Source organism: Brevibacillus sp. NRRL NRS-603, from assembly GCF_003013445.1.
Classification (GTDB): domain Bacteria; phylum Bacillota; class Bacilli; order Brevibacillales; family Brevibacillaceae; genus Brevibacillus; species Brevibacillus formosus.
In genome coordinates, this window is the sequence record NZ_PXZN01000030.1 from 137,145 (window position 1) to 152,668 (window position 15,524).

14 protein-coding genes are annotated in these 15,524 nt (G+C 46.1%); 4 read left to right on the forward strand and 10 right to left on the reverse strand.

Annotated elements, in window-relative coordinates; genetic code table 11:
• Nucleotides 1-193: 193 nt before the first annotated feature.
• On the reverse strand, nucleotides 194-1,159 hold the full coding sequence (locus tag C7R94_RS21995) for an ABC transporter substrate-binding protein (protein WP_158264700.1): 966 nt from the start codon (nucleotides 1,157-1,159) through the stop codon (nucleotides 194-196).
• A 218-nt stretch (nucleotides 1,160-1,377) separates the two neighbouring features.
• Nucleotides 1,378-2,877 (reverse strand): malate:quinone oxidoreductase, encoded by a 1,500-nt coding sequence (locus C7R94_RS22000; RefSeq protein WP_106784712.1) that lies wholly within the window; start codon nucleotides 2,875-2,877, stop codon nucleotides 1,378-1,380.
• A 363-nt stretch (nucleotides 2,878-3,240) separates the two neighbouring features.
• On the opposite strand from C7R94_RS22000, the gene C7R94_RS22005 reads away from it, so the two are divergent.
• Nucleotides 3,241-3,789, forward strand: a complete 549-nt coding sequence (locus tag C7R94_RS22005) for a hypothetical protein (RefSeq protein WP_106784714.1) — start codon at nucleotides 3,241-3,243, stop codon at nucleotides 3,787-3,789.
• A 38-nt stretch (nucleotides 3,790-3,827) separates the two neighbouring features.
• On the opposite strand, the gene C7R94_RS22010 is transcribed toward C7R94_RS22005, so the two are convergent.
• Nucleotides 3,828-4,274 (reverse strand): DMP19 family protein, encoded by a 447-nt coding sequence (locus C7R94_RS22010; protein ID WP_047070230.1) that lies wholly within the window; start codon nucleotides 4,272-4,274, stop codon nucleotides 3,828-3,830.
• Nucleotides 4,275-4,427: 153 nt separating this feature from the next.
• Here C7R94_RS22010 and C7R94_RS22015 point away from each other — a divergent pair, with 153 nt between their 5' ends.
• Nucleotides 4,428-5,807, forward strand: coding sequence for an SMI1/KNR4 family protein (locus C7R94_RS22015; RefSeq protein ID WP_106784716.1), 1,380 nt, complete (start codon nucleotides 4,428-4,430; stop codon nucleotides 5,805-5,807).
• 89 nt (nucleotides 5,808-5,896) lie between these two features.
• On the opposite strand, the gene cysI is transcribed toward C7R94_RS22015, so the two are convergent.
• Both cysI and C7R94_RS22025 read right to left on the reverse strand, forming a co-directional pair.
• Entirely contained in the window at nucleotides 5,897-7,618 is a 1,722-nt protein-coding gene (cysI, locus tag C7R94_RS22020; protein WP_106784718.1) for an assimilatory sulfite reductase (NADPH) hemoprotein subunit, read from the reverse strand.
• Nucleotides 7,619-7,652: 34 nt separating this feature from the next.
• Nucleotides 7,653-9,479, reverse strand: coding sequence for an assimilatory sulfite reductase (NADPH) flavoprotein subunit (locus tag C7R94_RS22025; protein WP_106784721.1), 1,827 nt, complete (start codon nucleotides 9,477-9,479; stop codon nucleotides 7,653-7,655).
• Nucleotides 9,480-9,907: 428 nt separating this feature from the next.
• Between C7R94_RS22025 and C7R94_RS22030 the strand changes: the two genes are divergently transcribed.
• Nucleotides 9,908-10,861 (forward strand): YndJ family transporter, encoded by a 954-nt coding sequence (locus tag C7R94_RS22030; protein ID WP_106784723.1) that lies wholly within the window; start codon nucleotides 9,908-9,910, stop codon nucleotides 10,859-10,861.
• A gap of 31 nt (nucleotides 10,862-10,892) precedes the next feature.
• Here the strand turns inward: C7R94_RS22030 and C7R94_RS22035 are convergent, their stop codons facing one another.
• From C7R94_RS22035 to C7R94_RS22050, 4 genes are all read right to left on the reverse strand, one after another.
• Nucleotides 10,893-11,090, reverse strand: a complete 198-nt coding sequence (locus C7R94_RS22035) for a hypothetical protein (RefSeq protein ID WP_199197953.1) — start codon at nucleotides 11,088-11,090, stop codon at nucleotides 10,893-10,895.
• Between the two features lie 57 nt (nucleotides 11,091-11,147).
• Complete coding sequence (locus C7R94_RS22040) at nucleotides 11,148-11,888, reverse strand: ATP-grasp domain-containing protein (protein WP_106784726.1); 741 nt, start codon at nucleotides 11,886-11,888, stop codon at nucleotides 11,148-11,150.
• Between the two features lie 201 nt (nucleotides 11,889-12,089).
• Nucleotides 12,090-12,809 (reverse strand): hypothetical protein, encoded by a 720-nt coding sequence (locus C7R94_RS22045; protein ID WP_233220629.1) that lies wholly within the window; start codon nucleotides 12,807-12,809, stop codon nucleotides 12,090-12,092.
• A gap of 177 nt (nucleotides 12,810-12,986) precedes the next feature.
• A complete protein-coding gene (locus C7R94_RS22050; RefSeq protein WP_047070239.1) occupies nucleotides 12,987-13,565 on the reverse strand; it encodes a TMEM175 family protein in 579 nt (192 codons plus the stop codon).
• Between the two features lie 214 nt (nucleotides 13,566-13,779).
• Between C7R94_RS22050 and C7R94_RS22055 the strand changes: the two genes are divergently transcribed.
• Nucleotides 13,780-14,154 carry a hypothetical protein gene (locus tag C7R94_RS22055; protein ID WP_106784730.1) on the forward strand — a complete coding sequence of 125 codons (375 nt, stop codon included), beginning with the start codon at nucleotides 13,780-13,782 and terminating at the stop codon, nucleotides 14,152-14,154.
• Between the two features lie 71 nt (nucleotides 14,155-14,225).
• On the opposite strand, the gene C7R94_RS22060 is transcribed toward C7R94_RS22055, so the two are convergent.
• The coding region (locus tag C7R94_RS22060) for an S-layer homology domain-containing protein (protein WP_146142817.1) at nucleotides 14,226-15,524 on the reverse strand (1,299 nt) is incomplete at its 5' end.

Below are 15,524 nucleotides of genomic sequence, written 5' to 3' on the forward strand. Positions count from 1 at the left end.
CCCTTCTCCTAGTTGCACCAGGATTGATTATGATTATACATCCAAATTCAATCAAAAACAATCATTAATAGTCATAATCGGTCAGAGATCGTTCACTCCTTCGGAAAACAGACAAAGCCACCCCAAATCATCGGAGTGGCTTCCATATGAATCTACGCATGAACTTAGCTTGCCGATTGAACGCGGCCCTGACTTACTCTGCTTTCATTTTTTCAAGGACAAGCTCTATCGATTTCTCCTTGATGTGGGGGAAATCACTGATGATCCAGTGAGGAACGACATATACCTGATTGTTTTTGACTGCTTTTAACTGCTGCCATAAAGCGCTGTTGATCAACTCTTCGTATCTCTTTTCCGATTCTTTGTCTGGACCCTTGGCTGGATTTCCGATCTGAATGAAAATATGATCTGGATTTAGCTCCGGCAATTTTTCCATGGAAATAGCTTCAAATTTTTTGATAGATTCAACTTGCGGGAGCGGCTTCAATCCCAAATCGCGGGTAAGCGTCGCGCCAAACAGTTGATTCGGGCCGTGAACTCGATATTCTTTTGCCATGACCCGCATGTAGAGCACAGTTTCGTCTTTGCCAACCTTTTTCGCCAGCTTTTTCTTGGCGTCCTCGGCTTTTTGATCATAGCGTGCCAACCATGTGTCGGCTTCCTTTTCCTTACCAAGCATGCTCGCTAATTCACGGAAAGCAAGTCTCCAATCATCCTGGTCTGGTAAAATGATCGTGGGAGCTATTTTCGATGCGTCGTCATAAATTTTAGCATGGACTTCCCTGCCTATGATCAAATCGGGTTCTGCTTCCAGAATCGCTTCCAGATTCGGGTCATCTCCCAGACTTTTCACGCCTTCAAACGGGTTCCCCTCCATGTATTCCAGGTTCGTTTCTCCCTGGTAGGATGTCATGGCATAGGGCTTGATGCCAAGAGCGTAAAGAGAGTCAGCCAGCCGATAATCAAGCACTGCAATTTTCTTCGGCTCCCCTTTTATGGTCGTTTTACCGGAATAGTGTTCAATGACCCGCTGTGCGGATGATTGATTGTCACCGGCATTAGGCATTTGTTCCTGGCCAGCACCGCAGCCAGTGAGGAACAAGCAGCTTGCTAGAATGAAAGAAAGTGCTGCGAACAAATAAGTGCTATTCTTTTTCATAAATAAGTGTCTCCCATTCCTATCCTCTTTTTTGCTAATGATAATCATTTTCAGCATATCGTAGCACAGTATAGTATATTTATTTTCTTTTATTTTTTCAAGCTTTTCACTCTTCACTCTGCTTTCCTTTTGCATTTTGTCCTTTAGCCTCGTATGAAAAAAAGAACCTCCAATCCAAAAACGGATCGAAGGTTCACTGTAAGATTGCTATTAACTAATTAACTATAAGCCAGTTCCTTCTCGCTCAGACCCAGCGCCTCGTCAGTTGAACGTTGAATCTCGTGGAGAAGCTCTTGGTTTTGCATGAGTGACACGCCATAAGAAGGAATCATTTCTTTGATTTTCGGTTCCCACTCTGCCATACGTTGTGGGAAGCATTTTTCTAATACCTCAAGCATAACCTGAACAGCTGTAGAAGCACCCGGAGATGCGCCGAGCAATGCAGCTACAGAGCCATCAGCGGCACTCACCACTTCTGTACCGAATTGAAGGGTACCTTTTCCTGCTGGCGTATCCTTGATAACTTGGACGCGTTGGCCCGCTACTACGATATCCCAATCCTCGCTTTTCGCGTTCGGAATGAACTCTCGTAGTTCTTCCATACGCTTTTCATGCGATAGCATAACTTGCTCGATCAGGTATTTGGTCAATGCCATTTCTTTTACGCCTGCCGCCAACATCGTGATGACGTTGTTCGGTTTTACAGAAGTGATCAAATCCATATTGGACCCTGTTTTTAAGAACTTTGGCGAGAATCCCGCAAAAGGTCCAAACAGCAAGGATTTTTTGTTGTCGATGTATCTGGTATCCAGATGCGGTACCGACATTGGAGGAGCGCCGACCTTTGCTTTCCCGTACACTTTTGCATGGTGCTGCTCTACCACTTCCTGGTTTTTACAAACCATGAACAATCCGCTTACCGGGAAACCGCCGATATGCTTGGACTCTGGAATACCGGTTTTTTGGAGCAGGTGCAAGCTTCCGCCGCCACCGCCGATAAAGACGAATTTGGCAATATGCTCTTCGATGTTACCAGTTCCCATATTGTACACTTTCAATTTCCACATGCCGTCGCTCGTACGTTTGATATCCTCAACAGCATGGTTGTAGTTAATCGAGACGTCTTTCGTCTTCAAGTATTCAAACAACATACGTGTCAAAGCACCAAAATTGACATCCGTACCAGAGTCGATTTTGGTTGCAGCTATTGGTTCATTCGATGCGCGGCCTTCCATGATGAGCGGAATCCATTCCTTCAGTTTTTCAGGGTCATCGGAGTATTCCATCCCTTGAAAGAGAGGATTGTTTGCCAGCGCTTCAAAACGCTTTTTCAAAAAGCTTACATTCTTTTCGCCTTGCACCATACTCATATGAGGTATTGGCATGATAAAGTCTTGCGGATTTTGGATGAGATTGTTTTTTACAAGGTAAGCCCAGAATTGTCTGGACAGCTGAAAATGTTCATTGATTTTAATGGCTTTGCTAATATCTATAGACCCGTCAGCTTTCTCGGATGTATAGTTCAGCTCACAGAGTGCCGCGTGGCCAGTACCCGCATTATTCCATTCGTTCGAGCTTTCTTCCCCTGCTTTTGCGAGTTTCTCAAAAACTTTGATTTCCAACTCCGGTGCCAATTCTTTCAGTAATGCTCCCAGAGTTGCGCTCATGACACCTGCACCAATCAAAATAACGTCTGTTTTTTGCTGTATGGAGCTCATAATACCCTTCCTTATCTACTGTTTTTGTAAAAAAGAAGTAGTAGCTCCTTGCCCCGTTGCAAGACGCTACGAAAACATCTTACCTTTCACAACTATAACTATATCATAGAAATTATTTATTGATTCAATTATCTATTATAATTAGAGGATTAATAACTATTTAATGTTGGTAAAAAAGGGAGGATTCCGCAAACAGTGCCTGTTGAACACGTAAAAACCATTGCCCTGCCTCAGTTTCTTGCATGGGTTTAGGATTTGGTTTGTTGTTACCAGTGAGGAGCTTACCATATAAATTTTTCGCTACCAATGGTAAAACCTGGTAACCAAATAAAACCTTAATCTCATATCTAAGGAGAGATGGAGATGAACTCTTTGACCAAAATGACAAACGACATTCCATGGCAACGTTTGACGACAGCCTACGGCAGAGGGACGGACATTCCGCGGCTGATAGAGACAGCGCAATATGAGGAGTTGGCCAATCTGATCGAGCACCAAAGCACCTTGTGGCAGACGACGCCGTGGGTGCTGCTGATACTCCTACAAGAGCTTGCCAAACAGAAACCAGAGCAGGTTTCTTCGCAGGAAATTCAGTTGTACTTGGCTGTAGCTTCTGCTATAAACGTGGACGAAATGGATTCACAAAGTGCTGTTGAGACCATGAACGAGCTATTGGACGAAAAGTATTTATGGCCAGAGGACGAGGAAGACGATGAATTATGGTGGGAAGAAGAGGAGCCGCGGGGTTATGAGCAGGAAGCATTTTTCAGCTATTATTCCTTCAGCTACTTGCTGCTAAAAGACGCCATTCCCGTTTTCACTGCGATTATGAAAGGGAATGAAACGCTCGCTCCCGCTATTCAAGAGCTGCTGCTTATGCTTCAGTCAAAGGATGTTAGTACTGTCGAATAGGTATTCGAGTTTCTTTGATAGCACCCACCCCCGCCACCTTATGATGGGGCAGGTACTTCTAGCTGCTGAACGTAATATCGATGGGCAACTTCTGCAATGCGATCCTGATCTTCCCAGAAGCTCTGATCAAGCTTATCCAGCCGTTCTTCCTCTTCCTCGGTAAGGAACCGTGGAATATCCCAGAGTTGGGTGAGGCGGTCGTCTTCCGATAGATGCTCAATGCAGGCATATCCCGACTGGACGATTTCGAGTGCATGGACTGCCCCGATGGCTTGTAAGGCCCGTACCGCGTAGATATATGCCTCTTCTCCCCAGTTGCAAAAAAACTGCAAAAACCCGCCGTTATATACATCAGCCTCCAACAACCATAAGGCGGCAATCTCTTGTTCCTGCGAGGTCAGTGTGTTCCAGCCCAAAGCATTCTTTTTCTGCACAAAGGCTGCGGCAAAATCGAACCATACGTCATGAATATCCACCTTGCTCAACTTGTACGCCCCCTAAATGTTAATCCCTTCAAGAACAGATGTGCACAAACAACACGAAATAAATTAATCTTATATGAATACATAATCTTTTGGTAGATGGTGGTAGCTCTGCGTGGCTGGCATCTAAAAAAAGAATCGTTTAGGAGGTTTGCAATGGATCAGGTACTTATCGAGCAATTAAATTGCTGGCATGAAGAAGACGAACACCAGAAAATTGTGGACTTGCTGATAGACGTTCCTGAGGAGAAGCGAGAGTATGAGGCGGTCAGCCGACTGGGCAGAGCTTATAACAACTTGGGTCTATATGAAGAAGCGCTCAACCAATTGAAGAAAATTACGGAAGCAGGTCAACAAGACCCAGTCTGGCACTTTCGAGTAGGTTATGCCCTCTATCATTTGAAAAGATATGAAGAAGCGGCACAGTCATTCCGTACCTCAGACAAGTTAGAAACCGGTAATCTGAACACCGAATCATGGTTACGGTGGAGCTTGCAAAAAGCGGAAAAGCAGCAAAGACAGGAGCTTCGGATGGCTGCCAAAAGAGCAGCGGCCGTTGAGGGTTCAGCATCGGAGGAAGTTCCTTTTTTGAACATGTCACTTGAAGACTTTTGGGACGACAGCGAGTACGCGAAAAAGGCATATCAATCCGCGCCACCCACGGATGAACTGATCGCATCGATCGAGGAAGAGCTGGGATACAAGCTCCCTGCCTCCTATCTTGCACTAATGAAGCAGCAGAATGGCGGCATTCCGAAAAACACATGCTTCCCAACAGAGGACCCTACCTCCTGGGCTGAGGATCACATTGCCATTACAGGCATTCTAGGCATTGGCCGAGAGAAAAGCTATTCGCTCTGTGGGGATCTTGGCAGTCGGTTTATGATTGAGGAATGGGGATATCCCGACATTGGAGTCGTCATCTGCGATTGTCCTTCAGCAGGTCATGACGTAGTGATGCTGGATTACCGGGCATGCGGTAGGGATGGTGAACCCGAAGTCATTCACGTCGATCAGGAAAACGATTATGAAATTACTTTCCTGGCTGAAAATTTCGAGGCGTTTATCAGAGGCTTGGTGAGCGAAGAAGAATACGATACCTCCGAGGAGGACAAGGAAGCGGCTCTTTACAAAGTGGCCCACGGGAAATTCTCTTCCTTGCTGGAGGAGCTGTGCACACCCGTGTCGGAAGTGGAACAAATTGATCAGAAAATACGCGGCATTTGTACACGGATTGTAGAGGAGAAAGGCTATTTTTCTTTTCATGCGGATGAACTCTCGTATTTGATGTATGATGTGCAGTTTTGGCTTTACACAAAGTCATACCCCGATACCAGTCGCGAACAGTATCTGGCTGTCTATGAGAAAATGATTGCCTTTGGCGGAGAATTCGGGCAAGGCGGCTATGCGCCGGGATGGATTAGCGAATGGCTGGATCGTCGCAAGGAGGAAGGCCGGATCGTACAGGAAAATGGACACATCCGGTTTACAGATCAGTTCGCTGCGGAAGTGATTCAACAGCTGCGAGAAGCCTAAAAAGCATGCAAGCAACAAAGAGCCCACATTGTCGCGGGCTCTTCTTTTATTTCCATTGATTGCGGGTGTATCCCTGATTGCTATGCGTTCTACTCATGAAAATCGAGGCCCGATTTGACTTCTTTCACATACCCTGCCCGAATCACGAAATCTCCGAAATGCTCCCCTTCCTCACGTTCCTTCGCATACCGATTTAAGATCGGCCGCAGTTCATTCAGTATTTCTGCTTCTCCGATGTTTTCACGATACAGCTTGTTCAATCGATTGCCGGAGAAACCGCCGCCCAAATACATGTTGTATTTACCGACAGCCTTCCCAATAAAAGAGATTTCTGCGAGTGCAGGTCTTGCGCATCCATTTGGACACCCTGTCATGCGAATGACGATCTCCTCATCGCGCAAACCCGCCTCATCCAAGATCAGCTCGATCTCATCCAGCAGTGTAGGCAAATAACGCTCTGCCTCAGCCATCGCGAGTCCGCAAGTCGGCAACGAAACACAAGCCATGGAGTTTCTCCGCAGTGCAGAATAAGCAGCTCCATCGGTGAGCCCGTATGCTTGAATGATCTGTTCAATTTCCGGTTTCTTTTCACTGGTGACATTTCCAATAAGGAGATTTTGATTCGGCGTCAGGCGGAAATCCCCTGTATGCACCTTGGCAATCTCCCGCAGGCCGGACTTCAGGAGGTAGTTGTCCTCGTCTTTTACACGGCCATTCTGAATGAAAAGGGTAAAATGCCAGTTATCGTCGCTCCCTTTTACCCAGCCGTAGCGATCGCCATTATGCTCGAAGTGATAGGGGCGTGCCTGCTCCAGCTCCCAGCCCAGTCGCTGCTCCAGTTCATGGATAAACCATTCGATACCGCGGTCGTCGATTGTATATTTAAACCGAGCATGCTTCCGCACCGCGCGATCTCCGTAGTCCCTCTGGATCATGACCGTTTTCTCGGCGACATCCAATACTTGTTCCGGTGTGACGAAGCCGATTACCCGCGCCACCTGCGGATACGTTTTGGGATCGCCGTGGGTCATTCCCATTCCGCCTCCGACCGCAACATTGAAGCCCAGCAGTCGACCTTCCTCATGAATGGCGATAAAGCCCAAATCCTGCGAAAAAACGTCAACATCATTGGCAGGCGGAACGGCGATGCCGATCTTAAACTTGCGCGGCAAATAGACAGGCCCGTAAATCGGTTCTTGCTCTACCCCATCCCGACTGTCGACGACCTTTTCTTCATCCAGCCAGATTTCATGATAGGCGCGGGTCCGGGGGTCCAAATGATTGCTTATTTTTTTGGCCCATTCGTAAACCTCTTGATGAACTTCCGACTCGTACGGATTCGGGTTGCACATGACGTTGCGGTTGACGTCCCCACACGCAGCCAGTGTACTTAACAAGGCCTCGTTTACTTCTTGAATCACCTGCTTCATATTCCACTTAATCACGCCATGCAGTTGAAAAGACTGACGAGTCGTCAGGCGAATCGTTCCATTCGCAAACTTCTGGGCGATATCGTCCATCATAAGCCATTGCTCGGGTGTGACAACGCCACCAGCGGCACGCACACGCACCATGAATTGATAGGCTGGCTCCAGCTTCTGTTTGCTCCGTTCGTTCCGAAGATCCCGGTCATCCTGCATGTAGCTGCCATGAAATTTCATCAGGCGGTTATCATCCTCAGGGATGGACCCAGAAATTCTGTCTTCCAGCGTTTCCGCCAGACTTCCCCGCAAGTAATCGCTTCGGCGTTTAATGTCCTCTACATCGCTGTGAGGAGCACTGTTTGGCGAAAACAAATGATTTTCTGACATGGTTTCAATCTCCCCTCTCATTCTTTCTCAAAACTCAATAGACATCTCGCTGATAGCGTTTTTCCTGCTGCATCCGTTTCAAATACGCCACGGCTTCCTCTGAATCAAGTCCGCCCTCTTTTTGAAGAACGGTGACTAGGGCTGCGTGAACGTCGTGCGCCATCTTCTTCTCGTCTCCGCATACGTATACATGCGCCCCAGCCTGCAGCCATTGGTACAGCTCCTTGCTCTTTTCAAGCATCCGGTGCTGAACATACACTTTTTCGCTTGTATCCCGAGAGAACGCGACATCCATGTGGGTTAGTACGCCCTGTTTGAGCCAACGCTGCCATTCGAGCTGATAGAGAAAATCTGTGGAGAAATGCTGATCGCCAAAGAAAAGCCATGTCTTGCCCGTCGCCCCAAGCTCCTCCCGTTCCCCCAAAAAGGCACGGAATGGAGCAACACCCGTGCCAGGCCCGATCATGATCAATGGGATGTCGGGGTTAGCCGGAAGCTTAAAGTTGGGGTTATGCTGTACAAATACTGGCAGTGTATCACCCGTCTCCAAACGATCCGCGATATAGCTGGAACAAACGCCATACCGATCTCGACCATGAGCCTGATAGTGAACATTGCGAATTGTCAGATGAACCTCGTCTGGGTAGGACTTCAAACTGCTCGAGATCGAATAGAGACGCGGCGGCAGCTTTCTAAGTACGGAGACAAAATCTTTGGCAGGCACGCCCTTCAAATCGTAGTCCTCCACCAGATCTAGCAAATCGCGATTTCGAACATAATCGCGAAGCTCTTGCTCTCTCCCTTCCGCAAGCAGTTCCTGCAACCCGTTTCCAGATGATAGCTTTACTGCTTGTTCTAAGAGAGGCTTGGTGAGAACCGTGATTTCAAAATGACTGGACAAGGCCTCTTCCAACGTGCGCTCTTCCCCGTTCTTGTTAATCGGGACAAGCTCTTCCGGCTTCCAGCCCATTGCGTCAATCAGCTCACGGACAAGGCCAGGATGATTTTTAGGATAGATTCCCAAACAGTCACCCGGTTCATACTCGAGATTGGAACCCTCAAGGGAGATTTCCAAGTGACGGGTTTCCTTATCCGATCCCCGTCCGTTCAGATTCAAGTTCTCCAAGACCACAGCCTGAAACGGATTGGATCGTGAATATTCGGTCTGTGACCCTGACCCGATCACTGCCCCCCCTACGATTGCGCTTGCAGCAGCAACTTGGGTCACCGTAGTTTCACTGAGAGAAGCCAGGACCTGATTCATCCATTCAGAGGCTTGCTCGTCGTAATCGACATCGCAATCGACCCGGGGAGTAAGACGCTTGCCGCCTAGCTCTTCCAACCGCTTGTCGAACTCCTTGCCAGTTTGGCAGAACAATTCATAAGAGGTGTCGCCCAATGCCAGCACAGAAAAACGCAGGCCCTCCAATTGCGGGGCTCTCTTGCTGTGCAGGAATTCATGGAAAGAGAGGGCGTTGTCCGGTGGTTCACCATCCCCGTGCGTGCTTACCACAACAAGCAGGTTTTCAACTTTTTTCAACGCATTCGTCTTGAAGTCGCTCATAGAGGAAAGAGTTACGTGGAATCCGTGCTCCTGAAGCTTTCCGGTCAGCACCTTGGCCAGCTTTTGGCTGTTCCCGGACTGAGAACCGAAAAGCACTGTCACCTCTTTGGAAATGACTGGCCCATTCGCAGCTAAAGTGGCTTGAAACCCAGCGGCCATCGGTGCTTCCACTTTGTGAAGAGCTGCAAGATACCCGCTCAGCCAAACCTTTTGCACCTCCGAAAGCGTAGGCAGTAACCGATTTAGGAGCTCTACTTGTTCCTGACTGAAAGGACTGTCTGTCACCTTAAGTACCAACGATATGCACCTCACACGAGAAAAAGTCAATTCCGAGTAATCTTATATGATTATTTACTTTAAGCTACCACAGTGAGTAGAACCCGAGCAATTGGAATTCATTATTGTCATCATAAGTTTTACTAATCGTTGGAAAGCAGCATAAAGAAGCCCGGTCCTAAGATAAGGAACCGGGGTGAGCTTCACTCAACTACTTGGCGCAACGTAGCCACTAGCCACAATAAATGCTCGAAATCCGCTAGTGCAATCGTTTCATTTTAATATGCTCCGATCATCCTCCAAAAACTTGCCATCACTTCAGAACAGCTTGCCACTTCTTTTTCTGAATTAGCTTGGATTCGTGAACAGAATAGCCCTCACAAAATATGTTACACTACTATAAGCAACCAATTATATGAACATCTCGAGTGGCTTCCTGGGGGCATGTGATGAAACCATTGATAGTGACGACGATTCCCGGTGGAATCATAACCATCCTTATCTTTTATCTAAATTACTTCCCATTTAATCTTGTCGAAAAATTTCTTATGCTTGCGGCTTTCGTCATTGTACCTCTAGTGATTTTACTTTTGCGCTATGACGAAAAGAATAAACAGCAACGGGTTATTTATGCTGCTATAAAGCTGCTTCAATTTCCCGCAGCGCTTCTCGCCTTAACCTCTGTAATGGGAAGCAAGACCTGGGGGTTGGGAAGCACGGCAATACCAGGGACCCTAGCGCTCGGGTGGCTCCTTTTCACATTCCTGCTCGGCATCTATGGCCTGACCGTTATTGTGAATCGCAAGGGAAGGACAGAGGAAATAGCGATTGGGGCGGGGCTCGTTTACTTTTTTATCGGGGGCATTTGGTTCACACTCTATCAGTATCAATTTGACCTCTTCCAGGCTAAGCCCACAACGCACGCCCTGAGTTCGGTCCACTTTCATTTCTCATCTGCAATCGTTCCGATTTTTATCGGTTTACTGGGACGAGTCATGACAAAGAAAAGCTGGTATCCCTGGGTCGTAGCTGTCGATATCATTGGACCCATTTTGATCGCGGTCGGAATTATTTTCTCGAAGCCGATTGAGTACATTGGCGTCACCTTGTTCGCCTGTAATATTGCGATTTACACTACTTATCTGCTTGGTTACTTGAGAAACGGCTCCGTACAGAATAAGTCGAGCTTCTTTTTAGTCCTTTCCTGCATGGCCTTCTATACAATTGTCATCGTTTCCATTTGCTATCCGTTATTAAAAAACATGTTTTCTTTAACCATTCACGATTTCATTCCGATTTACGGATCGCTGCATGCGTTTGGGTTTGTTTTATGTGGGCTGATTGGATGGGGGTACATGATAGATTCTCTTAAGGAAAAATACAACAAAGAGCAACATGAGTGATTGCCACTGCGTGTTGCTCTTTGTTTCTCGATTACACTTCGCACCCTTTTGATAGAAGCCCTTGTTTCATAACAGCAAAAGACTGCTCGGCATCCTCTTCGTACATGAGGGCCACTTCTTGCCTGTTGGCATAATTGAACCTTACATAGCCGCTTATCTGCCGATAAAACAGTTTGCAAACATATTCGTTCTCAATCGTCAGATCAGGGAGAAAAGCTTCTCGGAACATGCCGGCCAGCTCCGGCAACGAATTATTTTGCCTTCTCCGGCATAGTTCGCCCATAAACTATAAGCTTTTTAAAAAGTCTCTAGTCCCTGTTAATTCTGACCATCTGGCTGAAAGAAGCTTCGCATAGTTTATAGGGGCGATTCCATAAGTCCCTATGGAATGACCATCATTAACCTCTACCAGCTTCATATTCCCATCTCGATCAATTCCAAAATCCAAAACATATGCAGCTGGCGCATCAATAAAATCCTTAACAGCACTTTTTATAACACGTAGATCTAATTTTGAATCCCAGGCACCTTTATACTGCCTGACATCAAGTATTTCTCCATATCGTATAAAGCAACGCCATTCCGTCACAAAATCAACGATTTCCGAACACCAAATATTCGTATCCTCATGTTGTTCAATCAATCCTATAAAATCTTTATATTCTTTCACCACTTTGCCGGGAAATTTTTTTGTTATGTCTTTCGGCTTTACAAAAACATTCCAATCCTGTTTATTCTCAAAAAGCTGTTGAAGAGTTGTAGTCCATATTTTCCTGCCAAAATAACTAGACAAAGAATCTGGATAATCTATCTCTCTTTGGCTTCTTTCTATCCCTAATTTTTCAAGACGTCTTCTCACGTTGCCAATACCGCCAACTACTATGTCTTCTGGATTATTTTCTTTCATTTCATTAACATCATGAAACTTAATGATCTCCCATCCTAATGAAGTGAAACCTTCAAAAGCAATAAATGCATTTACATTGTAGAATTCTCCACTTTTGTTTGCCTGTATATACGCTCTCATCCATATCGCTCCATCAATTCATATGGTTTTTCATTTTTAAGTAGTACTAAAATCGTTCGGCCTACGTCATAGCTCTATATTCAAACTCCTGCCTAATGCTTATCATAGCACGACCATGGAAAATTACAGGAAATACCTGAGCTATTTGTAAAAAATAAGAAAGGAGCTGCGGGGGCCAGCTCCTTTCACTCTCTCACCATACTACTCTATCGTTTCAAAACGATTATTCTCCATCGCCTGCTTGAGCCATCCATCGATCCGCTCCTTAGGTAGCAGGATGTTTCCTCCATAAGCATTATTCGTATGAAAGTCCCAATCCCCATATACGAACATATGGTACTGACTATCTATTCGTTTTACGAGTCCCCATACGCCGATATTCCCCTGTAAACCAGCACTGATAAATAGCCAGTTCTGGTAGTTGAATATGTAAGGATCTCCAAACATCTCAAAACCCTCTAAATAACCTTCTCTCCCATCTCTTTCTGGAAATCTCTTGTTGTAATCCTGAATCATGCATACATCTAAAATCTTTACGCACAACCAAGCTTTAAACTCGTTCCGCTCAATGACACGTTCGATGGAACACCGTACAAAAGAAGATTGTTCAATCTCTTCGGGATGCGAATCCCATCCATTAAAACTGGAGAGTGCCGGCGTGTACATGATCCAAAAGGGTTCTCCAATCCTCATATGGAAAGGATGGGAGACCTTCACCGTTCTAAGCTGACCTCGCACAGGCGGGCGATTAGAACGCAGCCAATGGGGCTCATCCAACGAGGGAACTTCGTTTTCATAATCTGACCATTCCATACTATCATTTTCGAAGCCAGCAATATCAAACAGCTCACTTTCCATCCTTATGCGCTCTGATACGCCTTTGCATGCCCCACACGCTAAGGCAACGAGCTCTTGTTCCACTTCCTTTACCCCCATTCTTTCATCTTTGGCTTACTTTGCTTAGGAATGTGAAAGAACAATCATCCTGTCCCTCACTTAAGATATGGCTCACCACGTTGTCTGTAACGACAAGCTCTTGAAAAAAGTAGCCTCCGGTTTGGAGACTCTTTTCGTTTCCTATACTTTTCTCAGGTCCAATTATTCGCTTCTCAAAATGTGCTCGATTCGCTTTTCCGGCACGACCCAGATCGCGGCAACGAGTACGTAGAAGAAGCCGGATACCCATGGACCCACATACGCGGTCAATATCGCGAGCAAATAAAGAACAGGAGATATTTTCACCTTCCAGTCTCTACCCATTGACTTTACGAATGCAGAATCTCCAGAATGCTGGCTAATGATTGCGAGCTGAAGCAGCCTGTAAGAAATCGCTGCAAGCAGAAGAATGATCCCGTACAATGCCATCGGAGTGGGCGCAAACTGGCTTTCCCCCATCCACGCGGTCGTGAACGGAATAAGGGATAGCCAGAAGAGCAATATCAAATTCAGCCACATGAGTCGCCCGTTCATTGTGCGAACCATGTGCAGCAGGTGATGATGGTTGTTCCAGTAGATGCCGATATAAATGAAACTGAATATGTAGCTAAGAACTTTTGGACTTAGTTCGATTAACGAATGCCAGTCATGGCCTTCTGGTACTTTGAATTCTAATACCATAATCGTAATGATAATTGCCAGCACGCCATCGCTGAACGCTTCCATCCGGTTTGCTCTCATTTGGTGATCACCTATTTCCCGCTTTACGCGCTGAATTGATCTGATAGATATCCATAGTTTATTCTATCTTTTCTTCATGATGTCAAGCACAACCTTTCTCTCATTCAGGATCATTTTAATGCAGACACTTGGCCAATTTGATGACGAAGAACGAGATCCCATTGTCCTTCAAAGTGATTCCCATTAGTATATTATGGAAGGGGGTAGGGTTCGGATGAAAACAGCGAATGAGATACTTTCGATAATCAGTCATGACAGTTTTTTTGAGAATGTCTTCCATAAAGATGTTGATTGGGACGCTGAACTAGACGCTAGGGACGCTGATGAATTTGATACGGCATGGAGTTCTAGCTACAAAAAAGTGGATGAAATTGACCCCTCTGAAAATACTGTGATCAGAGAAATTAGGGAATTTGTGTTCAAGCAAACTTTTCGGATAACCCAGAATTCAGAGCTGGCAGGGTATGCGTCGGACGACTTTGGCCTCATTTCCAAGGCGTTTGAAAACAAGATCAATATTGAATTTATCAATAACCTATGGGATTCCTACCTGCAAGGGAATTTCCCGAATTGCAGTATATTTGAGTAGTCGAAAAAGACCGGAGAAGCATATAAAATATGCACTCCGGTCTTCTTTTGGATTAGGGAAGAGAGTTCCCTTTACTTTTTGGTTGCTGCTTCAATATCTTTGTACGCCCAATGGGTTGGAGGTACATCCGGCCAGCTTTGTCCCATTACCGGACTTAACTGCGAATGATTCAGCAAACGATTGATGATGGTGACCGTTTCTGCTCGAGTCAATGTATTTTGGGGATGGAATGTACCATCTGGATAGCCGGCCAAGTAGCCTTCTTTACTTACTGCCGCGATAATCTGAGTTGCCCAGTGATCTGCTGGTACATCGTAGAAGTTGTTCGGCATGCCGTCTCCATTTAACCCCAAATACTTGTATACAATGGTCGCCATTTCCGCGCGCGTGATTCCGCCTCCCGGATTAAACGTGCCATTCGCATAACCGTTCATCAGACCTGCTTCATTCGCTCTTCTAATCTCATCTGCCGCCCAATGTTGGTCCGCTACGTCCATAAACATTCCACTTGCGGATGTAGTCTTGACCATTCCTGTGTTTACCAGGATCATAGCCATTTCTGCACGGGTCACTTGGCGATTTGGATCGAAGTTTCCGGTTGGATAGCCGTTCATGTAGCCTGTTTGATCGTTTTCTTCTTTTGCTGGCTCACTTGGCTTCGGTTCTACATTACCGGAGCTGCCTCCAGTAAAGAATGGGTTTTGAACTTGATTCGTGCTTTCCCGGTCTTTTTTCCGTTCTTTATCCCGGTCTCTGTCTCGTTCGTCGACAGATTCTAAATCTCTTCTTGCTTTTTTAAGCTCAGCCAGTGCTTCGTCTACCTCGTCCTGGGTTGCATCAGGATCTTCGAGTACGTCTTTTGCTCGCTTTAATGCTTTTTCGAGCTTTCTCCAACTTGAAGATGTATAGTCATCTTCATCCAAATCTTCATCGTCGATCTCATCTACTCTTGCTTGCAGCTTTGATTTGTCGACGGTAGGCGTTGGCGTTGGCTCGTCTGGTTTTTGCAAACCTTCTCTGGCCTTTGTCAATGCCGAGAGCGCTTTGTCTACTTCTTCTTGGGTTGCATTTCGATCAGCCAGAACCGTATCCGCTTTTTCTAATGCTTTTTGCAGTTCATCCCAGCTCTCGCTTGTGTAGTCTTCACCCGCAAGATTCTCGGATTCGATTTCGTCCGCTTTTGCTTGCAGCTTCGTTTTGTCGACGGTAGGTGTTGGTGTAGGTGTAGGCACGCTTGGTTTTTTCAAACCTTCTCTGGCCTTTTTCAATACCGAGAGCGCTTCGTCTACTTCTTGCTGGGTTGCATTTGGATCAGCCAACACTGCATTCGCTTTTTCCAACGCCTGTTTTAGTTCTGCCCAGCTCGCGCT